Origin of the sequence: Actinophytocola sp. (assembly GCF_049647105.1) — a bacterium.
Classification (GTDB): domain Bacteria; phylum Actinomycetota; class Actinomycetes; order Mycobacteriales; family Pseudonocardiaceae; genus Actinophytocola.
Genome location: NZ_JBARWZ010000274.1, coordinates 1 through 25190, shown reverse-complemented (window position 1 = coordinate 25190; position 25190 = coordinate 1). Strand labels below are relative to the sequence as shown.

Here is a 25190-nt window from a genome sequence, read left to right as displayed (position 1 = left end):
GTGCCCGGTATTCCAGGAACTGGAATACCGGGCACAACAGTGTTCGGCCGCGCTGGTAATTTCCCCCGTGACGATCATGAGTCATTAACGGCCGGCATATGAAAAATTCATGTTCTTGCCGCGCACTCACTCACGAAAGAGTGACCGGACGTTGACTCCCCGATATGGCTGAGGGAGCGTTGGAGTTACTCACTCCCGAACTTCCGTCAGGGGAGCAGTTGTCATGTTCACTGCCATAGGGCGCTTCGCCGCCACCCGTTCACGCGGGATCCTTGTCGTGGCTCTGCTCGGGCTGATCGCGGCAGGCACGGTGGGGTTCACCGTGTTCAGCAAGCTGAAGCCGGAAGGTTTCGCGGACCCTGCGGCCGAGTCGTCGCAGGTCCTGGAGACCATCAACGAGGAGTTCGGCGGTCAGGTCGACGTCGTCGCGATGGTGTCCGCCTCGGCGGGGACGGTCGACGACGACATGGTGAGCATCGACGCCGCCGACCTGTCGGAACGGATCGCGGACGATCCAGCGGTCCACGAGGCCATCTCCTACTGGGGGACCGGCGCGCCGAGCCTGCGATCCGACGACGGCAAGTTCGGGCTGATCGCCATCAAGCTCATCGACGACGACATCGACGCGGCCGAGGAGTTCGCCGACCGGTTCGCCGACTCCGGCACCGGGGCCTACGAGGTCGACTTCGGTGGCTCGAAGATGATGTCGGTCGACAGCCGCACCCAGGTCGGCAAGGACCTGGCGCTGGCAGAGGGCATCGCGGTGCCGATCATCCTGGTGCTGCTGGTGTTCGCGTTCGGCAGCCTGGTCGCCGCGAGCCTGCCGCTGCTGATCGGCGCGGTCACGGTCTTCGGCACGTTCGCCGCGCTGTCCGGGATCGCGTCGGCAACCGACGTGTCGATCTACTCGATCAACCTGACCACCGCGCTGAGTCTCGGCCTCGCCGTCGACTACGCGTTGCTGATGGTCAGCCGGTTCCGCGAGGAGCTGTCGTCCGGACGGTCCATTGAGGACGCGGTGACACGCACCGTGCAGACCGCCGGGCGCACGATCGTGTTCAGCGCGCTGACGGTCGCCGTCGCACTGGCGGTGCTCACGATCTTCCCGCTGTTCTTCCTTCGTTCGTTCGCCTACTCCGGCATCGGGGTCGTGCTCATCGCGATGATCACGTCGGTCGTGATACTGCCCGCGCTGCTGAAGGTGCTGGGCTACCGGGTCAACGCGGGCAGGCTGCCGTGGTTCAAGAAGACCCCGAGCGCGGTGTCGCCGTTCTGGCGGCGCGTCGCGTCGGCGGTCACCTCGCGGCCCATTCTGTGCTCGCTGCCCGTCATCGCGATCCTCGTGATCGGCGCGCTGCCGGTGCTGAAGTCCGAGTTCGGCACCCCGGACGACCGGGTGCTGCCGACCTCGACGCAGACCAGGACCGTCGGCGACACGATCCGGGAAGAGTTCCCCGACGACAACAGCCGGGCGATCCAGGTCATCATCGAGGACTCGGTCGCGCCAAGCCAGGTCACCTCCTACGCGACCACGCTGTCGAACCTGCCGGACGTGTCCAGGGTCGAGTCCAGCGCGGGCATCTTCACCGACGGGGCGAACCAGGGCGTGCCACCGACCTCGGCGGCCATGGGCAAGCCGGACGTGCAGCGGTTCGCGGTCATCACCGAGGACGACGCGCGGTCGGCGAACGCGCAGGATCTCGTGCACACCATCCGTGACAAGGCCGGTCCGACGAGCGTCGAACCGCAGGTCGGTGGCTCGGCCGCGGTGCTGGTCGACAGCAAGCACGCGATCGGCAGCAGGCTTCCGCTCGCGGCCGGACTGATCGCGCTGTCCACGTTCATCCTGCTGTTCCTGTTCACCGGCAGCGTGTTGCAGCCGATCCGGGCGCTGGTGTTCAACGTGCTCGGGCTGTCCGCGACGATCGGTGTCCTGGTGATGATCTTCCAGGAGGGCTGGCTGTCCGACATCCTCGGGTTCACACCGATGCCACTCGACACGAGCATGCTGATGTTGTTCTTCTGCATCGCGTTCGGGTTGTCGATGGACTACGAGGTGTTCGTGCTCAGCCGCATCAAGGAAGGGCACGACCTCGGGCTCGGCAGGCGGGCCGCGGTGGTCGACGGGCTCTCGCACACCGGTCGCATCGTGTCAACGGCCGCCGTGCTGATCGCGGTGAACTTCTTCGCCTTCGGCACCGGCGGGGTGAGCTTCCTGCAGATGTTCGGCATCGGCGCGGGGCTCGCGATCATGGTCGACGCCACGTTGATCCGCGGTGTGCTCGTGCCGGCGGGCATGCGGTTGCTCGGCAGGGCCGCGTGGTGGTCGCCGAAACCGTTGCGAGTGCTGCACAACAAGGTCGGGCTCAGTGAGTCCGCACCGCCGATACCCGCCGCTCGACAGGCGGAATCCCAGGCACGGCGCGAGAAAGAGGCCGTGTTGGATGGAACAGGCCCTAGTCGGTAGTTACCACAGACTGGCTGCCCGCATACCCAGCGTCCGTAGTCTCGACGCGAGAGGTATGCGGGCAGCACTCATTCGACGCGCTTGGGGACGGTATGGCCACGTCTGACGAATTGGTCGAGGCGCTGCGTTCCTCGCTGAAGGAGAACGACAACCTCCGGCGGGAGAACGAGGAGCTCGTCGCGGCCGCACGGGAACCGATAGCGATCGTCGGTATGGCGTGCCGGTATCCGGGCGGCATCGAGGACGCGGACTCCCTGTGGGACGCGGTGGTCGAGGGCAGGGACGGCATCACGCCGCTGCCCGTCGACCGCGGCTGGGACGTGCTCGCGAAGGCGTTCGGCATGACGTCCGTCCTTTCCGGGTCGGGCGGGTTCCTCGACGGGGCAACGGAGTTCGACGCCGGGTTCTTCGGCATCAGCCCGCGTGAGGCCACCGCGATGAGCCCGCAGCAGCGCGTGCTGCTCGAGACGTCGTGGGCCGCGCTTGAGCACGCCCGCATCGACGCCGACACCGCGCGCCGTGCCACGACCGGCGTGTTCGCCGGGCTCATGGGCGAGGACTACGGTATTCCCGTCCTGATGTCCGACGAGGACCTCGGCGGCTACATCAGCACCGGCACCACCCCGGCCGTCGCGTCAGGGCGGATCTCCTATGCGCTCGGCCTGACCGGTCCCTCGCTGACCGTCGACACCGCCTGCTCGTCCTCGCTCGTCGCGGTGCACCTCGCCGCGCAGGCCCTGCGCCGAGGCGACTGCACGCTGGCGCTGGCCGGTGGCGTGAGCGTGATGTCCACACCCAGTTCCTTCAACGAGTTCGAGCGTCAGGGCGGGCTCGCCGATGGCGGCCGGTGCCGGTCGTTCGCGGCCGGTGCGGACGGTACCGCGTGGGCCGAGGGCGTCGGGGTGCTGGTGCTGGAGCGGCTGTCCGACGCGCGCCGCAACGGGCACCGGGTGCTGGCGGTGGTGCGTGGCTCCTCGGTCAACCAGGACGGCGCGTCCAACGGGCTGACCGCACCCAACGGGCCGTCGCAGGAGCGGGTGATCCGTGCCGCGCTCGCCGACGCCGGACTGTCCACATCGGACGTCGACGCCGTCGAGGCGCACGGCACCGGCACCCGGCTCGGCGACCCGATCGAGGCGCAGGCGCTGCTGTCCACCTACGGCCGCGACCGCGAGACGCCGCTGTGGCTGGGTTCGATCAAGTCGAACTTCGGCCACGCGCAGGCCGCGGCGGGTGTCGCCGGGATCATCAAGGTGGTGCAGTCGCTGCGGCACGGGCTGCTGCCGCGCACCCTGCACGTCGACGAGCCGACCCCGCAGGTCGACTGGTCCTCCGGCGCCGTCGCGCTGCTGACCGACGAGCAGCCCTGGCCAGAGACCGGCAGGCCGCGTCGCGCCGCCGTGTCCTCGTTCGGGCTGTCCGGCACCAACAGCCACGTGATCATCGAAGCAGTACCGCAGGACGAGCCCGCCGCGTCCGGCGACGCTTTCCCGGTGCCGTGGGTGCTGTCCGCCAAGTCACCCGCCGCGCTCCGCGCGCAGGCCGCGGCGCTCGCGGGCCACCTGGCCGCGCACCCCGCCCTGTCCGCCGCGGACGTCGGCCTCACCCTCGCCACCGCTCGCACGCACTTCGAGTACCGGGCCGCCGTCACCGGCCCGGCCGCCCTCACCGACCTCACCGGCGAGCGGCAGGTCGGCGGTGCGGGCAAGCTCGCGTTCCTGTTCTCCGGGCAGGGCGCCCAGCGGCTCGGCATGGGCCGGGACCTCGCCACCACGTTCCCGGTGTTCGCCGAGGCGTTCGACGAGGTGCTCGCCGCGCTCGACCCGCACCTTGACCGCCCGCTGCGCGACGTCCTGTGGGGCGAGGACGAGGACCTGCTCAACCAGACCACCTACACCCAGCCCGGCCTGTTCGCGGTCGAGGTCGCGTTGTACCGGCTGTTCCGGTCGTGGGGGGTCCGCCCCGACTACGTGACCGGGCACTCCATCGGTGAGCTGGCCGCCGCGCACGTCGCCGGTGTCCTCTCACTCGCGGACGCGGCGCTGCTCGTGACGACCAGGGCGCGGCTCATGCAGGCGCTGCCCGCCGGTGGTGCGATGGTCGCCGTCCAGGCGAGCGAGGACGAGGTGACCCCGCTGCTCACCGGCGAGGCCGGCGTCGCCGCCGTCAACGGCCCCACCTCGGTCGTGCTCTCCGGGCCCGAGGAGGACGTGTTGCGGATCGCGGCCACCCTTGAGGGCCGTAAGACCAGCAGGCTCGCCGTGAGCCATGCGTTCCACTCGCCGCTGATGACCCCGATGCTCGCCGACTTCGCCAGGGTCGCGGCCGGACTCTCCTATGCGGAGCCGACGATCCCGGTGGTGTCCACCGTGACCGGGGACGTCGCCGACGTGACCACGCCGGAGTACTGGATCCGCAACGTGGCGCAGACCGTCCGGTTCGCCGACGCCGTCGAGGCGCTGTCGGCGGCGGGGGTCGGCACGTTCGTCGAGCTGGGACCGGAAGCCGTGCTGACCGCCATGGCCGCCGACTCCGCGACCGGCACGTTCCTCGCCACGCAGCGTCGCCGCCACCCCGGTGACCGGACCGCGGCCGAGGCACTCGCCGCACTGCACTGCGAGGGCCGCGCGGTCGACTGGCCCGCGTTCTTCGCCCCGCTCGGCGCCCGCGCCGTCGACCTGCCGACGTACGCCTTCGACCGGCGGCGTTACTGGGTCGAGCCCGCCGACCGGCGGACCGCCGACCCGGCCACGGACGCGTTCTGGCGGCTCGTCGACGGCGCCGACGCCACCGCGCTCGCCGAGCGGCTGTCGGTCGACCCGGCCGCGGCCGAGGCCGTGCTGCCCGGCCTGACCGCGTGGCGGCGCGACGCCACCGACATGTCCACAGTGGACTCCTGGCGCTACCGGATCGACTGGGAACGCGTCACCGCGAAGGGCACGCTCGATGGCCGCTGGCTGGTCGTCGGCCCCGGCGGCACTGCAGGCGACACCGTCGCCGCCGCACTGGCCGACCACGTCGAGGTCGTCCGGGCCGAGGCGGGCGCGGACCGGCAGGCGACCGCCGACGCGCTCCGCGACGCTGTCGACGGGGTGACCGGCGTGGTGTCCCTGCTCCCGCTCGACGGCACGATCACCCTCGTACAGGCTCTTGGCGATCTCGACGTCGCCGCACCGCTGTGGTGCGTCACGACCGGCGCGACGAGCGAGTCACCCGATCCCGGCCAGGCCGCGCTGTGGGGCATGGGCACGGTGCTCGCGCTCGACCTGCCGCAACGGTGGGGCGGTCTCGTCGACCTGCCCGACGCGAACGCCGTGGACCTGCTGGCCACCGCACTGTCCACACCGGACGAGGACCAGCTCGCCGTGCGCGGCGACGGTGTGTACGCCCGCAGGATGGTCCCCGCGCCAGCCGAACCGGCCGCCACCCCGTGGCAGCCGCGCGGTACCGTCCTGGTCACCGGTGGCACCGGTGGCATCGGCGCGCACCTCGCCCGCTGGCTGGCCGGGAACGGCGCGGAACACCTCGTGCTCACCAGCCGCCGAGGCGCCGACGCCCCTGGCGCGGCGGAACTGGCGGCGGAGCTGACCGCGCTCGGCGCGACGGTCTCCATCGCCGCCTGCGACGTGGCCGACCGCGCCGCGCTCGCCGCGCTCCTCGACGAGCATCCCGTGACCGCCGTGTTCCACGCGGCCAGCGCGCTCCCGGTGCCGGTGCCGATCGGGGACACGACCGTGGCGGACTTCACCGCCACCGGCCGCGCCAAGATCGACGGCGCCCGCCACCTCGACGAGCTGACCGGCGACCTGGACGCGTTCGTCCTGTTCTCCTCCGGTGCGGCGATCTGGGGGAGCGGTCAGCAGGCCGCGTACGGCGCCGCGAACGCCTACGTGGACGCGCTGGCACGCCGGCGCCGCGTACAGGGCAAGCCCGCGACCTCCGTCGCCTGGGGCGCGTGGGCAGGCGACACGATGGCCGACGAGGGCGACCTGTCCCGCTACGGCCTCGACGCCATGGCGCCGAGGCTCGCGCTCGCGGCGCTGGCACAGGCGATCGGTGAGGGGCACGCCAACCTGGTCGTGTCCGCCATCGACTGGGCCCGGTTCGTGCCGACCTACACACTCGCCCGGCCCCGGCCGTTGCTGCGCGGCGTGCCATCGGCCGTCGCCGTGCTGGCCGCCGAGTCGGCGGTCGAGCCCGAGGCGGGGGCGCAGGACCTGGTGCGGCGCCTGGAGAAGCTGTCACCGGCGGACCAGGAACGCGAGCTGGTCGAGCTGGTGTCGGCACGCGCGGCCGCGGTGCTGCGCCACGACTCCACCGATGCGGTCGCCCCACGCGCGGCGTTCCGCGAGCTGGGTTTCGACTCGCTCGCCGCGGTCGAGCTGCGCAACCAGCTCGCCGCCGCCACCGGGCTCACCCTGCCTGCCACCATGATCTTCGACCACCCGAACCCGGCCGACCTCGCGGCGTTCCTGCACACGCGGCTCGGCCTCGGCGACGGCGCGGCCGGTGACCCCGTGCTGTCCACTCTGGAGGATCTGGAACAGGCGGTCGCGACCCTGCCAGCCAACGACATCGAACGCACCAGGATCGTCGCCCGGTTGCAGGCGCTGGTGGGTGCGTTGAACGACAGGGTGAACACCGGGACCGTCACGTCGGTCGAGGACAAGCTGAAGGCCGCCTCCGCCGCCGACGTGTTCGCCTTCATCGACGACCTTGGCGTGGCGTGAGCGGAGCTTGCGGAGCGAACCGTCAGTACTTGCAAAAGTGAGGCTCAGATGACCGACGACAAGCTGCTCGAGTACCTCAAGCGGGTCACCGCCGAGCTGGCGCGTACCAAGGAACAGCTGCGCGAGCTGCAGGCACGGCAGCCGGAGCCGATCGCCATCGTCGGCATGGGCTGCCGGTACCCGGCCGCGCACGGCCCCGACGAGCTGTGGCGCCTGGTCGCCGACGGTGTCGACGCCACCGGCCCGTACCCTGCCGACCGCGGCTGGAACGCGCTGTCCGAGCGGTTCGGGCTCGACTCGACCGGCTCCGGCCGAGGTGGGTTCCTCGACGACGTCGCCGGGTTCGACGCCGGTTTCTTCGGCGTGAGCCCACGTGAGGCACTCGCCATGAGCCCGCAGCAGCGGCTCCTGCTGGAGACCGCCTGGGAGGCCATCGAACACGCGGGCATCGACCCGCAGTCGTTGCGGGGCAGCCAGACGGGGGTGTTCGCCGGCATCAACGGCGACGACTACGGCACCCTGATGATGTCGAGCGACGAGGACCTCGGCGGCTACTACAACACCGGCGCGGCCCCCGCGGCAGGGTCGGGCCGGATCTCCTACGTGCTCGGGCTCGTCGGCCCCACGGTCACGATCGACACCGCCTGCTCGTCGTCGCTGGTCGCGCTGCACCAGGCCGCCAACGCCCTGCGCAACGGGGAGTGCGAGCTGGCGCTGGCCGGTGGCGTGACGGTCATGTCGACGCCGTCGGCGTTCTTCGACTTCGGCAGGCAGGGCGGGCTCTCCTCCGACGGCCGCTGCCGCTCGTTCGCCGCCGCCGCGGACGGCACCGGCTGGTGCGAGGGTGTCGGCATCCTGGTCGTGGAGAAGCTGTCCGACGCGATCCGCAACGGGCACACCGTGTACGCGGTCGTGCGCGGCACCGCGGTGAACTCCGACGGCGCGTCGAACGGGTTGTCCGCGCCGAACGGCCCGTCGCAGGAGCGGGTCATCCGCGCCGCGCTCGCCGACGCGCGGCTGTCCGCACGGGACATCGACGCCGTGGAGGCGCACGGCACCGGGACCACGCTCGGCGACCCGATCGAGGCGCAGGCCCTGCTGGCGACCTACGGCGCCGACCGGCCGGCCGACCGGCCGCTGTGGCTCGGCTCGATCAAGTCGAACATGGGCCACGCGATCGCGGCCGCCGGGGTCGGCGGCGTGATCAAGATGGTGCAGGCCATGCGGCACGGGACACTGCCAAGGACGCTGCACGTCGACGAGCCGACGCCCGAGGTGGACTGGTCCTCTGGTGAGGTCCGGCTGCTGACCGAGGCTCGGGAGTGGCCCGGCGGCGAGGCGCCGCGCCGGGCCGGGGTGTCGTCGTTCGGCGTGACCGGCACGAACGTGCACGTGATCATCGAGCAGGCGCCGGAGCGCGAGGCGGCCGAGGCGGCCGCGTCCCCGCTGCCGGTCGTGCCGTGGGTGCTGTCCGCGCGGTCCGCCGACGCGCTGCGGGACCAGGCCGCCCAGTTGAGGTCCTTTGTGGACGAACGGCAGGAGCTGGCACCCGGCGACGTCGGGTTCTCGCTCGCCACGACCAGGGCCGCACTGGAGCACCGCGCTGTCGTGCTCGGCGCCGACCGGGCCGCGTTGCTCGACGCGCTCACCGCGCTGGCGGAGGGCAAGCCCGGCGCCGTCACCGGTTCCACCCGCCAGAGCGGCAAGAGCGCGTGGCTGTTCACCGGCCAGGGCGCCCAGCGCATCGGCATGGGCCTGCGGCTGCACGCGGCGTTCGACGTGTTCGCCACCGCGTTCGACGCCGTCGCCGCCGAGCTGGACCCGCACCTGCCGCGCCCGCTCAAGGACGTGGTCTGGGGCGAGGAGTCCGACGCCCTCGACCAGACGGAGTTCACCCAGCCCGCGTTGTTCGCCGTCGAGGTGGCGTTGTTCCGCCTGTTCGAGTCGTGGGGGCTGCGGCCCGACCACGTTGCGGGGCACTCGATCGGCGAGGTGGCCGCCGCGCACGTCGCCGGTGTGCTCTCGCTCGCCGACGCGTGCGCGCTGGTCGCGGCGCGCGGTCGCCTGATGCAGGAACTGCCCTCGGGTGGCGCGATGGTCGCCGTCAGCGCCACGGAGGACGAGGTCACCGGGCTGCTGACCGACGACGTCGGCATCGCCGGGGTGAACGGCCCCGCCGCCGTGGTGATCTCCGGTCCGGAGGCGTCCGTCGAGGCCGTCGCCGCGACGCTCGCCGAGCGCGGGCACAAGACCAAGCGGCTCACCGTCAGCCACGCGTTCCACTCCGCGCTCATGGAGCCGATGCTCGGCGCGTTCCGCGACGTCGCGGCGAAACTCACCTACGCGGCGCCCGCCATCCCGCTGGTGTCCACGGTGACCGGTGAGCCGGTCACCGGCATCGACGCGGACTACTGGGTGCGGCAGGCGCGCGGCGCGGTCCGGTTCGCCGACGCGGTGCGCACCCTCGCAGGCCTCGGTGTCACGAGCTACCTGGAGGTCGGCCCCGACGCGGTGCTCACCGGCATGGCGGGCCAGACCCTCGAGACCCCGGCCGCGCTGGTGCCCGCACTGCGCAGGGACCACGGCGAGGTCGACACCGTGCTGGCGGCCGTGGCCGCACTGCACGTCGCCGGCGCCGACATCGACTGGACCGCGGTGTTCGGCGGCGGGCGGCGGGTCGACCTGCCCACGTACGCGTTCTCCCACCAGCGGTTCTGGCTGAAGCCGGGCACGAGCGGCGACCCGTCCGGGATCGGCCTGATCCCGGTCAAGCACAACATGCTCAGCGCGGTCGTCACGCTGCCGGAGTCCGACGACGTCGTGCTCACCGGCAGGCTGTCGCTGCGCACCCACCCGTGGCTGATCGGCCACACGTTGCTTGGCCGGGTGATCGTGCCCGGCACCGGCTACGTCGAGATGGCGATCGAGGCTGGCAACCAGCTCGGCTGCGACTTCCTCGAGGAGATGGTGCTCGAGACCCCGCTCGTGGTGCCCGACGAGGGTGGCTGCGCCGTCAGGTTCGTCGTTGGCAGGCCCGACCAGCACGGCAGCAGGCACTTCACCGTGTACTCGCGGTTCGACGACGCGCCCGCCGAGTGGGGGTGGACCCGCAACGCGAGCGGTGTCCTCGCCAGCACGGCGAGCATGAGCAAGCCGACCGTGCCACCAGAGCAGGCAGAGATGCCAGAGTGGCCGCCCGCCGGTGCGCGGGAGATCGAGCTTGGTGACCTCTACGACCGGTTCCTCAAGGAGGGCTACACGTTCGGGCCGCACTTCCGGGGGCTGAAGCACTCCTGGACGGTCGGCGAGGAGCTGTACTCCGAGGTGTGGCTGCCAGAGCAGTACGCGGAGGAGACCAAGGAGTTCAACCTCCACCCCGCGCTGCTCGACGCGGCCATGCACGTGCTGATCCTCGGCGCGTCCGAGTACCTCAACGACAGCGTCGCCGTCGGCTTCGCGTGGTCCGGTGTGCACCTGTACGCGACCGGCGCCACCGCGCTGCGCGTGCGGATGCTGCCCACCGACGAGTCCGCGGTGGAGATCCTGCTCGCCGACCAGCACGGCAGGCCGGTCGCGCACGTGCGTGCCATGGCGGGCAGGGCGATGTCCCACGAGCAGGCCGACGCCGCCTACCACCGCGGCGTCGACGCACTGCTCGGCGTGGACTGGGCACCCATGCCCGCCGTGACGAAGGCACCCGAGCTGTCCACTGTGGAGACCGGACTCGGTGGCATGGCCGCACTCGTGTCCAAGGTGGACACCGTGCCGGACGTGGTGGTGCTGGACGTCCGAGGCGACACGGAAGCCGACGTCGTCGACGCGACCAGGGCGGCCACCCACGCCGCGCTGGCCGATCTGCAGACGTGGTCGGCCGCCGAGCGGTTCGCCGCGTCCCGGCTGGTCGTGCTGACCGACGGCGCGCAGGGCCTGACCGGTGAGCCGGTGACCGACCTGCCCGCCGCGGCCGTGGTCGGTATGGTCCGCTCCGCACAGTCGGAGAACCCCGGCCGGATCACGCTGGTCGACGTCGCGGAGCAGGACCGGCACCTGCTGCCGGGGCTGCTCGCGGGCGCGGAACAGCAGATCGTGGTGCGCGACGGGACCGGCCACCTGGCACGGATGGGGCGGCTGCGGCCAGACGAGCAGGCGACGGTGTTCTCGCCGGGCGGGACCGTACTGATCACCGGCGGCACCGGCGCGCTCGGCGCCCTGACCGCCCGCCACCTGGTCACCGAGCACGGCGTTGCGCACCTGCTGCTCACCAGCCGCCGCGGCGGCGACGCCCCTGGTGCTGGGGAGCTGCTGGCGGAACTGGCCGGGCTGGGCGCCGAGGTGACCATCGTCGCCTGTGACGCCGCCGACCGGAACGCGCTCGCCGCCGTGCTCGCCGGCGTGCCCGAGGACCACCCGCTCACCGCGGTGATCCACACGGCCGGTGTCACCGACGACGGGGTGCTCGCCTCGCTCACCCCCGAGCGGATGGACGCGGTGCTGGCGCCCAAGGTGGACGCGGTGTGGAACCTGCACGAGCTGACCAAGGACCTGGATCTGCGGGCGTTCGTGCTGTTCTCGTCGCTCGCCGGGGTGCTCGGCAACCCGGGGCAGGCGAACTACGCGGCGGCCAACGCGTTCCTCGACGCGGTCGCCGCGCACCGCCGCGCCGCCGGGCTGCCCGCGGTGTCCCTCGCCTGGGGTCCGTGGGCGCTGTCGGCCGGCATGGCGGGCAAGCTCGGCGACGTCGAGCGGTCGCGGATGGCCCGCTCCGGCTTCCTCACCCTGTCGGCGGAGGAGGGCATGGCGCGCCTGGACGCGGCACTGCTGTCCGAGCGGGACACGGTGGTGCCGCTCAAGCTCGACACCACCGCCCTGGCCGCGCTCGGGTCGGCGTGTCCTCCGCTGTTCCGCGCGATGGTGCGCACCACGCGCCGCAACGCGGGCGAGCGGGTCGTGTCGGCGAAGTCGTGGGCCGAGACGCTCGCCGGGGTCGACGGCGACGCCCGCGAGGCGACGCTGCGGGAACTGGTGATGGCGGAGGTCGCGGCCTCACTCGGGCACGGCACCGTCGACGACGTGGACGGCGACCGCCGCTTCGACGAGATGGGCTTCGACTCGCTCGCGTCCGTCGAGCTGCGCAACCGGCTCTCGGCCGCTGCCGAGCTGTCGCTGCCGCCGACGCTGGTGTTCGACCACCCGGACCTGGCTTCGATGGTGTCCTATCTGGCCACAAGACTGCCCGCCGAGGTACGCACCCTGGCGGGGTGAGAAAAATTCATGAAGACCTTCTCCGGAATGAATTCAGCGGACAATTACCGGGAGGTTTCCGAAAAATGGGCAAGTGGCATTTTCGCCGCTTAACCCGATGTCCGATTTTCGATAGCATGGACGCCGTCCGCCGGTTCTACTGGAGATGAATATGAATACTTCCGCTGAACAGCTCGTCGAAGCTCTGCGTGAGTCGATCAGGGAGAACGACCGTCTCCGGAAGGAGAACCAGCGGCTGGTCAGTGACGCGCGGGAGCCGATCGCCATAGTCGGCATGGGCTGCCGGTTACCTGGCGGCGTCACCTCGCCCGAGGAACTGTGGGGCCTGCTGACCGAAAAGCGCACCGGTGTGAGCGAGTTCCCGACCGACCGCGGCTGGGACATCGAGCGCGTGTACGATCCGACCCCCGGTCTGAAGCGCAAGACCTACGTCAACCGCGGCGGATTCCTGCAGAACGCGGGCAACTTCGACCCGGAGTTCTTCGGCATCAGCCCACGTGAGGCCCTTGCGATGGACCCGCAGCAGCGACTGCTGCTGGAGACCTCGTGGGAGGCCATCGAGAACGCGCGCATCGACCCGTCGGCGCTGCGCGGCTCGAAGACCTCGGTCTACGCGGGCTGCATGTACCACGACTACATCGGCGACTACTTCGACATGCCCGACCAACTGTCGGGCTTCCTCGTCACCGGCACCACCGGCAGCATCCTGTCCGGCCGCGTGTCCTACACGCTCGGGCTCGAGGGCAGCTCCATCGTGCTGGACTCCGCGTGCTCGTCGTCGCTGTCCGCGGTCCACCTCGCCACGCAGGCCCTGCGCGACCGGGAGTGCTCGCTCGCGCTCGCCGGCGGCGTGACCGTGTTGGGGCAGCCGTTCAGCTTCATCGAGTTCTCCCAGCAGGGCGGCCTTTCCCCGGACGGGGTGTGCCGTTCGTTCGCGAAGGGCGCCGAGGGCACCGGCTGGGGTGAGGGTGTCGGTGTCGTTCTGCTCGAACGGTTGTCCGACGCGCAGCGCAACGGCAGGCGCATCCTCGCCGTCATCCGAGGGTCCGCGGTCAACCAGGACGGTGCCTCCAACGGCATCACCGCGCCGAACGGGCCCGCGCAGCAGCGGGTCATCGCCGACGCGCTCGCCGACGCAGGCCTGCGGCCCGCCGACGTGGACGCGGTGGAGGCACACGGCACCGCCACGTCCATCGGTGACCCGATCGAGGCGCAGGCCATGATGGCGAGCTACGGCTCGTCGCACTCGCCGGAACGCCCGCTGTGGCTCGGTTCCGTCAAGTCCAACATCAGCCACGCCCAGGCGGGCGCCGGTGTGGCAGGGCTGATCAAGATGGTGCTCGCGCTGCAGCACGAGCAACTGCCAGCGACGCTGCACGTCGACGAGCCGACCCCCGAGGTCGACTGGTCGGCGGGCACCGTCCGGCTGCTGACCGAGGAGCAGCCGTGGCCGACCGGTGACACGCCGCGTCGCGCCGGGGTGTCCTCGTTCGGGATCAGCGGCACCAACGCGCACCTGATCATCGAGGAGGCGCCGAAGGACGACGCCGACGCGGCCGGCACGCCCTACGAGGGCCCGGTGGCGTGGACGCTGTCCGCGAAGACCGCGGAGTCCCTGCGGGGACAGGCGGAACGCCTCCGGTCCTATGTGGCCAGTGACGAGCGGCTGCGGCCCGCCGACGTCGGCATCTCGCTCGTCAGCACCCGCGGCGTGTACGACCAGCGCGCGGTCGTGGTCGGGACCACCCGCGAGGACCTGCTCGCCGGGCTGGACGCGCTCCAGTCCGGTGTCGGCGGCGTCCAGGGCACGGCGGGCAACGGCAAGGTGGCGTTCCTGTTCACCGGCCAGGGCGCGCAGCGCGCGGGCATGGGCACCGAGCTGTACGCGCGGTACCCGGTGTTCGCCGCCGCGTTCGACGAGGTGAGCGAGCACCTTGACCCGTTGCTGTCCCGGCCGATCCGCGACGTGATCGCCGACGGCGACGAGCTCGACGAGACCCGGTACACCCAGCCCGCGTTGTTCGCGGTCGAGGTCGCGTTGTTCCGGCTGCTCGAGTCGTGGGGCGTGACCCCGGACTTCGTCGCAGGGCACTCGATCGGCGAATTGGCGGCCGCCCACGTGGCCGGTGTGCTGACCCTGGCCGAGGCCTGCGTGGTCGTCGCCGCAAGGGCCTCGCTGATGCAGGCGCTGCCGTCGGGTGGCGCGATGATCGCGATCCAGGCGACCGAGGACGAGATCACCCCGCACCTCACCGACGCGGTCGGCATCGCGGCGATCAACGGACCGTCCTCGGTCGTGATCTCCGGTGACGAGACGGCCGCGCTCGCGGTGGGTGCCCACTTCGAGGAGCTGGGCAGGCGCGTCAAGCGGCTGACCGTCAGCCACGCGTTCCACTCGGCGCTGATGGACCCGATGCTGCCGGAGTTCCGCACGATCACGGCCGGGGTCTCCTACCACGCACCCGCCATCCCGGTGGTGTCCAACGTGACCGGGCGCATCGCCACCGCTGAGCAGCTCGCGTCCCCGGACTACTGGGTCGAGCACGTCCGCGGCGCGGTCCGGTTCTGCGACGGCGTGCGGACGCTGGCCGACGCCGGGGTCACCACGTTCGTCGAGATCGGCCCGGCCGGTGTGCTGACCGGCATGGCGCAGGAGTGCGTCGACGAGTCCACATCGGACAAGCTGGCGTTCGTGCCCGCGCTGCGCAAGGACCGTCCCGAGCAGCAGGCCGTGCTGACCGCCGTCGCCACCCTGTGGGCACGCGGTGCCGCCGTCGACCGGGCCGCCCCGTACGCGGGCAGCGACGCGGAGATCGTCGACCTGCCGACCTACGCGTTCGACCACAAGCACTACTGGATCATCCCCAGCGGTACCGGCGGCAACATCCGCTCCGCGGGTCTCAACCCCGCGAAGCACCCGGTCCTCGGCGCTGTCGTGGCGCCGGTGGACAGTGACAGCTTCGTGCTGACCGGCCGGATCAGCCTCTCGACCCACACGTGGCTCGCCGACCACGCGGTGCAGGGCGCTGCCCTCGCTCCCGGCTCACTGTTCGTCGAGCTCGCGCTCAAGGCGGGTGCCGTCACGGGTGCCACCCAGCTCGACGAGCTGGTCATCGAGAACCCGCTCGTGCTCACCGAGGGCCAGGCGACGCAGCTGCAGATCAACGTGTCCTCGCCGAACGAGGACGGGATCCGTTCGGTGACCGTCCACTCGCGACCCGACGTGGACGCGGGCCCCGAGGACAGCGCGGAGGGCGGGGAGTGGACCCGGCACGCCGCGGGCACCCTGTCCAACCAGGTGCCCGCGCTGGTGCCGTCGTTCGCCTCCTGGCCACCACCCGGTTCCGTCGAGATCGACGTGACCGACCTGTACCCGAGCCTCGCCGAGTCCGGCTACGAGTACGGCCCCGCGTTCCAGGGCCTGCGTGCCGCGTGGCGCAACGGCGACGAGGTGCTCGGTGAGGTCTCGCTGTCGGGCAAGCAGCGCGACGAGGCCACGGCCTACGGGCTGCACCCCGCGCTGCTCGACGCGGCACTGCACGCCACCGGCGCGGGTGAGCTGCTGGACGGCACCGGGCACGTGCCGTTCCACTGGACCGGTGTCTCGCTGTACGCGCCGGGCGCCAGGACGCTGCGGGTGCGTGCGGCGCTGGTCGGCGAGGACACGGTCAGGATCGACCTGCTCGACCAGAACGGCGCGCCCGTCGCGAAGATCGAGTCGCTGCTGCTGCGGCCGATCTCCGACGAGCAGCTCGCCGCGATGCGCAAGGGCGGCAACGACGAGCCACTGTTCACGGTGGACTGGGCGGCCCCAGAGGAGACGGCGGACGAGCCGGTCTCGACCGGGAGCTGGGCCGTGCTTGGCGCGGACGAGCAGCCGTTCGACCTCGACTGGTACGCCGACGTCGCCGCGCTCACCGCCGCGATCGAGGGCGGCGCCGCGGTGCCGGAGGTGGTCCTGCTGCCCGCGGCCGCCGGTGACACCTCGGCCGCCGACCTGCCGGACGTGGTCCACGCCGAGACCCTGCGGGTGCTCGGTGCGTTGCAGGCGTGGCTCGCCGACGATCGGTTCGCCGAGTCGAAGCTGGTCGTGCTGACCAGCCACGCGGTCGCGGTGAACGGCGGCGAGAAGGTCCGCGACCTGGCGTCCTCCGCACTGTGGGGCCTGCTCCGCAGCGCCCAGACCGAGAACCCAGAGCGGTTCGTGCTCGTCGACCTCGGTCACAAGGACACCACCGCCGACGCGGTGGCCTCAGCACTCGCCACCGGCGAGGACCAGGCGGCCGTGCGGGCCGGCACCGTGCTGGTGCCGCGCCTTGGCAGGCGCACCCCGGGTCTCGCCGCGCCGGACACCGACGTGTGGCGGCTGCACACCACCGGCCGCACCATCTCCGACCTGGAGCTGGTGGTCGACGACCGGTTCGACGGTGAGCTGGAGCCCACCAAGGTGCGGGTCTCGATCCGCGCGTGTGCGCTGAACTTCCGTGACGTGTTCAACGTGCTGGGCCTCGCGCCCATGCACAACGGCCTCGGTCAGGAGGGCGCGGGCATCGTCATGGCGGTCGGCAGCGCGGTGACCGGCATGAAGCCCGGCGACCGCGTGATGGGCATGTTCCCCGGCTCCATCGGCCCGGTCACGGTCACCGACCAGGAGATGCTGGCGCCGCTGCCGGAGAGCTGGAGCTTCGCGGAGGGCGCGTCGATCCCGCTGGTGTTCACCACCGCCTACCACGGCCTGCTCAACCTCGCCGAGATGAAGGCGGGCGAGCGGCTGCTCATCCACTCCGCGGCGGGCGGCGTTGGCCTGGCCGCGATCCAGCTGGCGCAGGCACGTGGTGTCGAGGTGTTCGGCACCGCCAGCAAGGGCAAGTGGGACACCCTGCGTGCTCTCGGCCTCGACGACGACCACATCGGCGACTCGCGCACGACGGAGTTCGAGGAGCACTTCCGCGCCACGACGAACGGTGAGGGTGTCGACCTCGTCCTGAACTCGCTGACCGGTGAGTTCATCGAGTCCTCGTTCCGGCTGCTGCGTGATGGCGGGCGGTTCCTGGAGATGGGCATCGCGGACCTGCGTGACCCGGAGGACGTGGCGAAGGCCCACCCGCACATTCGCTACCAGCCGTTCGAGTTGTTCGGCGCGCCGATCGCGGTCATCGCGCCGGGATGGTCGGCGGTCGCGGACCTGGCGGCGAAGGGCGAGATCTCGCCGCTGCCGTTCACCGCGTGGGACGTGCGGCGTGCGCAGGAGTCGTTCCAGTTCTTCAGCCAGGCCAAGCAGATCGGCAAGGTCGTCATCACCGTGCCGCGCGCGGCAGACCGGGACGGCACCGCGCTGATCACCGGCGGCACCGGCACCCTCGGCGCCGCTGTCGCCCGGCACCTGATCACCGAGCACGGCATCACCAACCTGATCCTCACCAGCCGCCGCGGTCTCGCCGCGGACGGTGCGGAGGAGCTGCGTGCGGAGCTGACCGGGCTGGGTGCGGACGTCCGCGTCGAGGCGTGCGACGCCGCCGACCGGGACGCGCTCTCCGCGCTGCTCGGGTCGATCCCGGCCGAGCACCCGCTGACGTCGGTGATCCACACCGCTGGTGTGCTGTCCGACGGCGTGCTCGCGTCGCAGGACACCGACACGCTCGCGAAGGTCATGCGGCCCAAGGTGGACGCGGCGTGGAACCTGCACGAGCTGACGAAGGACCTTGACCTGTCCGCGTTCGTGCTGTTCTCGTCCGCGGCAGGCATCCTCGGCGGGCCGGGCCAGTCCAACTACGCGGCCGCGAACTCGTTCCTGGACGCGCTGGCACTGCACCGCAAGGACCAGGGCCTGCCCGCCACGTCGGTGGCGTGGGGCGTGTGGGCCGAGAAGTCCGGTATGACCGGGCACCTCGACGAGGCCGACCTCGCCCGCATGGCCCGCAGCGGCATGGAGCCGATCGAGCTCGGACAGGGCATGACCATGTTCGACCACGCGGTCGAAGGTGACCACGCGATCCTGCTCGGTGTCGCGTTCGCCTCGGGCGCGCTGCGCAGGGGTGGCGTGGTGCCGCCGCTGTTCCGCGCACTCGCGGGTGGCAACGGGCGCCGGGTCGCGGCCGCGGGCATCGCCAGGGACAACACGCTGGTCGAGCGGCTGGCCGTGATGCCGGTCGCGGAACGGGAGCGGATGCTGCTCGACCTGGTCCGCACCCAGGTGGCCGCCGTGCTCGGCGTCGCCGACCCGGACACGATCGAGCCGGAGCGGCCGTTCAAGGAGATCGGGTTCGACTCGCTCACCGCGGTCGAGCTGCGTAACCGCGTCAACGGGATCACCGGCCTGAAGCTGGCGCCAACGCTGGTCTTCGACTACCCGACACCGGTCGTGCTCGCCGAGCAGCTCCGCGACGAGCTGGTCAGCGGCGACGTGGCCGCGCCGGTGCCGGTGCTCGCGGATCTCGGCCGGGTGGCCGAGGCGCTGTCCGGGGTGCCGGTCGACGACGAGGACGTGCGTGCCAGGGTCGACGCGGCGCTGCACGAACTGGTCGCCGCGTGGCAGGCACTGCAGCCACAGCAGACCGACGGGCTCAAGGCGCGGCTCTCCACCGCATCGTCGGCCGATGACCTGTTCGACCTCATCGACTCCGAGTTGGGAAAGGCGAGCTGACATGACTGGGGACCCAGGCCGACTGCACCACAACCGCTCAGGGGAACGTGACCAAGCCGTGCCTTCGGTCCCCGGCAACACCAGTGCCCCGTCCAGGGAGGCGGGACAGTGACCGATCAGACCCGGGAAGAGAAGCTGGTCGAGTACCTCAAGCGGGTCACCGGTGACCTGGTCGAGGCCAAGGAGCGGCTGGCCGCGGTGGAAGCCGCGGCCGCGGAGCCCATCGCCGTGGTCGGGATGGCCTGCCGGATGCCGGGCGGGGGCGACACCCCCGACCGGTTCTGGCAGGCACTCCGCGACGGTGTCGACGCGATGACCGAGGCGCCCGCCGACCGGTGGCACGCCGAGGACTACTTCGACCCGGATCCGACCGCGTCCGGCAAGGCGTACACGCAGCAGGGCGGGTTCCTGCCCGACATCGCGGGCTGGGACGCGGCGTTCTTCGGCATCTCGCCGCAGGAGGCGCTGCGCATCGACCCGCAGCACCGGATGCTGTTCGAGCTGGTCTGGGAGGCCATCGAGGACGCTGGGATCACGACAGAACGCCTGCGTGGCACGAAGACCGGGGTGTTCCTCGGCCTGGTCGACTCCCGGCAGTACCTGCAACTGGAGGCAGAGGCCGAAGGCCTACAGGGCAACGACGACCCGTACCTCACCCTTGGCGGTTCGCCGAGCGCCGCGGCAGGCCGTCTCGCCTACCAGTTCGACCTGCACGGTCCGGTCATGACCCTCGACACCGCGTGCTCGTCGTCGCTGGTCGCACTCGACCTCGCGATGGCCAGCCTGCGCCGAGGCGAGATCGACCACGCGATCGTCTGCTCCAGCTCGGCGATGGTCCATCCGGTGTTGTTCGTCCAGTTCTCGAAGATGGGCATGCTCGCCCCGGACGGCAAGGCCAAGGTCTTCGACGAGGCGGGCAACGGCTACACGCTCGGCGAAGGCGGCGGCGCGGTGATCCTCACCAGGGCGTCGGACGCGGGCGAGCACCGGGTGCACGCGCTGCTCCGCGGTTCCGCGGTGAACTCGGACGGCCGCAGCAACGGCCTGACCGCGCCGAACAAGCAGGCACAGATCGCGGTGCTGCGTTCGGCACTCGCCAACGCGGGCCTGCGGCCGGACGACCTGGACTTCCTGGAGGCGCAGGGCACCGGGAGCGCGCTCGGCGACGCCATCGAGTTCGGCGCGCTGCTCGAGGTGTTCGGTGACCGGGCCGTCGATCGCCCGCTGCTCATCGGCGCCGTGAAGTCCAACATCGGGCACCTCGTCGCGTCGTCCGGGATGGCGAGCCTGATCAAGACGGTGCAGGCGGTCAAACACGGCGACGTGCCGGGGAACCTGCACCTCGACAAGCCGAACCCCGTGGTCACAACCGATGGCCCGGTGCGGCCCGCGCAGGGCAACCAGCCGATGCGCAGCGCCCCCGGCGCGCCCCGCCGGGCCGGGGTGAGTGCCTTCGGCTGGTCCGGCACCAACGCGCACGTGATCGTGGAACAGGCGCCCGCCGAGGTGGCCGAGCCCTCGCGGGCACAGGAGTGGCAGCTGCTCACGCTGTCCGCCGCGAGCGATGCGGGCCTGGCCTCGGTGGCCACCGCGCTCGCGGACCACCTCGAGTCCACACCGGACCTCGCGCTGGCCGACGTGGCGCACACCGTCCAGAAGGGACGGTCCGCGTTGCGGGTGCGCAGGGCACTCGTCTGCCGGGACATCGAGGACGCGGTGACCCGGCTGCGTGGCGAGATCACCGGCACCCAGACCCCGCCGAGCAAGCAGACCGTCGGCCTGGTGGCGGACGGCAGCACCGACTGGGCCGCCGACCTGGCCGCCGCCGTGCCCGAGTTCGACGGGGCCGGCGACCCGGTCGCCGCCCTTGGCGCACTGCTGAGCGCGGCCGGGGTGCATGTCTCCGCCGGAAAGGCGGACGTGCGCCTCGCGATCGATCCCGGCGCCGGTGACGTCGCGCTGCGTGCCGACGGCAAGCTCGGCAGGCCGGAATGGCTGGCCGCGCTCGGCCGCCTGTGGGAGCTGGGTGTGCCGGTCGACTGGGCCGGGGCAGGGCGGTTCGCCGACCTGCCGACCTATCCGTTCCAGCGCACCAGGTTCTGGCCGAACCACACGCCGACACCGCTCACGCAGGAGGTGCCGGGCGTCGTCGTGGAGCGGTTCCCCCGGCCGGACCTGCGCACCCCGTTCCTGCCCGCCCGCACCCCGACCGAGCGCGTGGTCACCCAGGTCTGGCAGGAAAACCTCGGCATCGAGGCGATCGGGGTCAACGACCCGTTCTTCGAGCTTGGTGGCACGTCGATGATCGGTGTCGCCGTGGTGACCAAGCTGGCCAAGGACTTCGACGTGGAGCTGTCCGCGGCGAGCCTGTTCGAACGGCCGACCGCCGCGCAGTTCGCCGAACTGCTCGACTCCCTCACCACCGGCACCACCGATTCCTCGGCACCGGCATCGCCGTCCGTGGTGGACGTCCAGGCGGCGCGGGGTGCGCGCAGGAGGGCCATCGCGCAGGGCAGGAAGGGTGCCGCATGACCGAGGAGCGTGCCCCGCTCGACTCCGGGACCGACATCGCGATCGTCGGCATGGCCGGGCAGTTCCCCGGCAGCCGCGACGTCGACGAGCTGTGGCGGAACCTCCGCGACGGCAAGGAATGCGTCACGTGGTTCAGCCAGGAGGAGCTCCTCGCCGCCGGTGAGGACCCGGAGCTGATCGCCGACCCCGCCTACGTCCCTGCGGCCGCGGTGCTCGACGACATCGAGCTGTTCGACGCGGGCTTCTTCGGCTACCCCCCGCACGAGGCCGCGTTGATGGACCCGCAGCAGCGGCTGTTCCTCGAGAACGCGTGGCACGCGCTGGAGGACGCCGGCATCGACCCGGACCGGCCTCCCGGCCTGGTCGGCGTGTTCGCGGGCAGCCAGATGAGCACGTACATGATCTACAACCTGATCCGGCACAAGGAACTGGTCGCCGGCGCCGGGAAGCTCGCGATCGGGCTGTGCAACGACAAGGACTCGCTCACCAGCCGCGTGTCGCACACGCTCGGGCTGACCGGGCCGAGCCTCGGTGTGCAGGCGTACTGCGCGACCTCGCTCGTCGCGGTGTCCGTGGCCTGCACCAGCCTCATGACCGGGGAATGCGACGCCGCGCTCGCGGGCGGGGTCGCGGTCGAGTTGCCGCACCGCGTCGGCTACCGGTACGAGCCGGGCGGCACGTCGTCGCCAGACGGCCGGTGCCGCGCGTTCGACGAGGCGGGGGAGGGCACCCCGCACGGCACCGGCAACGGGCTCGGGGTCGTCGTCCTGCGCAGGCTCGCCGACGCGGTCGCCGACGGCGACCGCGTGTACGGCGTGATCCGGGGCTGGGCGGTCAACCACGACGGCGCGGCCAAGGCCGCGTGGGTCGCGCCCGGTGTGCAGGGGCAGGCCGGGGTCGTGGCCGAGGCACTGGCCGCGGCCGGGCTCGAACCGGGCGACCTCGACTACCTGGAGGCACACGGCACCGGCACCGCGCTCGGCGACACGATCGAGGTCTCCGCGCTGCAGCAGGTGTTCCGGGACACGCGCCTCGCGATCGGTTCCGTGAAGCCGAACCTCGGCCACCTCGACCGGGCGGCGGGTGTCACCGGCCTGATCAAGACCGCGCTCGCGCTGACGCACGAGGAGATCCCGCCGACCATCAACCACACCCGGCCCAACGCGCAGCTCGCGCGTTCCGAGGGCCGCATCGAGGTCGTCACGGAACCGCGGCCGTGGCCGCGCGGTGAGCGGCCACGGCGGGCCGGGGTGAGCGCGTTCGGCCTCGGTGGCGCGAACGCGCACGTCGTGGTCGAGGAGGCGCCATCACTGCCCCGTGCCGCCCGCCTGCCGCGCAGGGAGCAGCAGGTGCTGGTGTGGTCGGGCCGGACCGAGGCCGCGGCGGACGCGACCGGTGCACGGCTCGTCGAGCTGCTCGGGTCGTCCGAGGTTGACCTCGCGGACGTGGCGTTCACGTTGCAGACCGGGCGTCGGGTGTTCGCGCATCGCCGCGCGCTGGTGGCGGCCACTCCGGCGGAGGTCGCGGCCACGCGGGTGCTGCGCCGCCACGACGCCTACCTCGGCCGTCCCGTCGCGTTCGAGTACACCGGCGACGCCCCAGTGGCGGACGACGGGCTGTACCGGACCGAACCGGTCTACCGGGATGCGTTCGACGAGTGCCTGGACCATGGGCGCGCACTGGGCAGGCTGCTGGAGCATTGGGGTGTGCGTCCCGCCGGGGCGCCGACGGACGACCACGTGGTCGTGACCCTGCCGGAGACCGGAGCCGCCGACGCGCTGGCCCAGCTGTGGCTTGCCGGTGCGGACATCGACTGGCACGCGTACCACGAGGGACGGAGCCCGAGGAAGGTCTCCGTGCCGAAGTACAGCTTTCAGCGCGCCCGTCACTGGATAGACCCGCCGACGGATGCGGCTGGCGGCCGAGCGATCTGATCTCGCACCGGAAGGAATGGACACGTGACTATCTCCATCAGCCGGAAGCCCTTGCTTCCCGAGGGGCTGACCCGGCAGCTCGCCGGCCAGCTCACGGGCAGCGGGCCGACCGTGACGGCGTACGCGCCGTGGACCGGCGAGCCGCTGGTCGACGTGGCCACGTCGACTCCGGCCGACGTCGCGGCCGCGTTCGCCAAGGCTCGTGGTGCGCAGGCTCGCTGGGCCGCCACCACGCCCGCTCAGCGGGCGAAGGTGTTCATGCGGTACTACAAGCTGGTACTGCACAACAAGAAGTTGATGGACCTCATCCAGGCGCAGACCGGCAAGGCCCGGTTCACCGCGTTCGAGGAGACCATCGACGTCGCCGGGATGGCGTTGTACTACGCCAGGAACGCGCAGGCCTACCTCGAACCTCGTCGCCGCAAGGGTGGCATCCCGTTCGCCACCCGGGTGACGGAGCTGCGGCACCCCAAGGGTGTCGTCTCGGTCATCGCGCCGTTCAACTACCCGATCTCGGACGGGATCTGTGATGTCATCCCGGCTTTGATCGCAGGCAACGGTGTCGTGTTCAAGCCCGACACCCAGACCGCGCTCGCTCCGCTGCTCGCGCGTGAGCTGCTGATCAAGGCCGGCCTGCCCGCCGGGTTGTGGCAGATCGTCGTCGGTGACCCCTCGGAGATCGGGCAGGCCCTGATCGACGGTGCCGACCACGTGTGCTTCACCGGTGGCAACGCCGCGGGCCAGCAGATCGCCGAGGCCGCCGCCCGGCGGCTGATCGGTGCGACGATGCAGCTCGGCGGCAAGAACCCGATGCTGGTGTTCCCCGACGCCGACCTGGACAAGGTCGTGCCGGCCGCTGCCCGTTCCGGGTATGTCAGCGGTGGGCAGATGTGCCTGTGCTCCGAGCGGATCTACGTGCACGCCTCGGTGTACGAGTCGTTCGTGGAGAAGCTCGTCGCGCACACCCGTGGACTGAAGCTCGGTTCCGGGTTCGACTTCGAGTACGACCTCGGTTCGCTGTCGCATCAGCGGCAGTTCGACAAGGTCGTGCGGCACGTCGACGACGCGGTCGCCAACGGCGCCGTCGTCGAGGTCGGTGGCAAGGCCCGGCCGGATCTCGGTCCGTACTTCTACGAGCCCACCGTGCTTTCCGGCGTCACTCCGGCCTGCGCGATCGCCACCGAGGAGACCTTCGGTCCCGTGGTGTCGGTGTACTCGTTCTCCGACGAGGACGAGGCGCTGCGCCTTGCCAACGCCACCGAGTACGGCCTGAACGCCTCGATCTGGACCAAGGACCTGTCCAGGGCACACCGGCTCGCCGCGCAGATCAAGTCCGGCGCGGTGAACATCAACGAGGGATATGTGTCCACGCACATCTCCTACGACGCACCCATGGGTGGGCGCAAGGCGTCCGGCTACGGACGGCGGCACGGGGAGCAGGGACTGCTGTCCCTGTGTGACGTGCAGATCGTCGCCAGCCAGCGCGGGATCTCCTTCGACCCCAAGCCCGGCGTCACCCACGAGCAGTTGGCCAACCAGAACACCCGGATCTACCAGATCATGAAGGCCCTGCGCCTGAAGTAAAATGTAGAGCTGCTAGTGGGGGCCGGGCGGCTGTGCGC

General features: G+C 71.4%; 6 protein-coding genes and 2 pseudogenes. All 8 read left to right on the top strand.

Annotation, left to right across the window (positions count from 1 at the left end; all coding sequences use genetic code 11):
- Nucleotides 1-223 precede the first annotated feature (223 nt).
- On the top strand, nt 224-2467 hold the full coding sequence (locus WBA97_RS32170; protein WP_424234732.1) for an MMPL family transporter: 2244 nt from the start codon (nt 224-226) through the stop codon (nt 2465-2467).
- Nucleotides 2468-2559: 92 nt separating this feature from the next.
- Nucleotides 2560-7197: pseudogene (locus WBA97_RS32165) on the top strand (type I polyketide synthase); the annotation flags it as partial.
- Between the two features lie 48 nt (nt 7198-7245).
- Nucleotides 7246-12459, top strand: coding sequence for a type I polyketide synthase (locus WBA97_RS32160; protein ID WP_424234731.1), 5214 nt, complete (start codon nt 7246-7248; stop codon nt 12457-12459).
- A gap of 139 nt (nt 12460-12598) precedes the next feature.
- Nucleotides 12599-18265 (top strand): annotated as a pseudogene (locus tag WBA97_RS32155) (SDR family NAD(P)-dependent oxidoreductase); the annotation flags it as partial.
- A gap of 69 nt (nt 18266-18334) precedes the next feature.
- Complete coding sequence (locus WBA97_RS32150) at nt 18335-19102, top strand: phosphopantetheine-binding protein (protein ID WP_424234738.1); 768 nt, start codon at nt 18335-18337, stop codon at nt 19100-19102.
- A 108-nt stretch (nt 19103-19210) separates the two neighbouring features.
- On the top strand, nt 19211-21634 hold the full coding sequence (locus WBA97_RS32145; RefSeq protein ID WP_424234730.1) for a beta-ketoacyl synthase N-terminal-like domain-containing protein: 2424 nt from the start codon (nt 19211-19213) through the stop codon (nt 21632-21634).
- A complete protein-coding gene (locus tag WBA97_RS32140; RefSeq protein ID WP_424234729.1) occupies nt 21631-23568 on the top strand; it encodes a beta-ketoacyl synthase N-terminal-like domain-containing protein in 1938 nt (645 codons plus the stop codon). The genes WBA97_RS32145 and WBA97_RS32140 overlap by 4 nt, the downstream gene beginning before the upstream one ends.
- 24 nt (nt 23569-23592) lie before the next feature.
- Entirely contained in the window at nt 23593-25152 is a 1560-nt protein-coding gene (locus WBA97_RS32135; protein WP_424234728.1) for a succinic semialdehyde dehydrogenase, read from the top strand.
- Nucleotides 25153-25190 lie beyond the last annotated feature (38 nt).

Excerpts from the sequence above, each read along its gene's own strand:
- WBA97_RS32170 (WP_424234732.1), top strand. The coding sequence starts at position 224 with ATGTTCACTGCCATAGGGCGCTTCGCCGCCACCCGTTCACGCGGGATC.
- WBA97_RS32150 (WP_424234738.1), top strand. The coding sequence starts at position 18,335 with ATGACCGGGCACCTCGACGAGGCCGACCTCGCCCGCATGGCCCGCAGC.
- WBA97_RS32160 (WP_424234731.1), top strand. The coding sequence starts at position 7,246 with ATGACCGACGACAAGCTGCTCGAGTACCTCAAGCGGGTCACCGCCGAG.
- WBA97_RS32140 (WP_424234729.1), top strand. The coding sequence starts at position 21,631 with ATGACCGAGGAGCGTGCCCCGCTCGACTCCGGGACCGACATCGCGATC.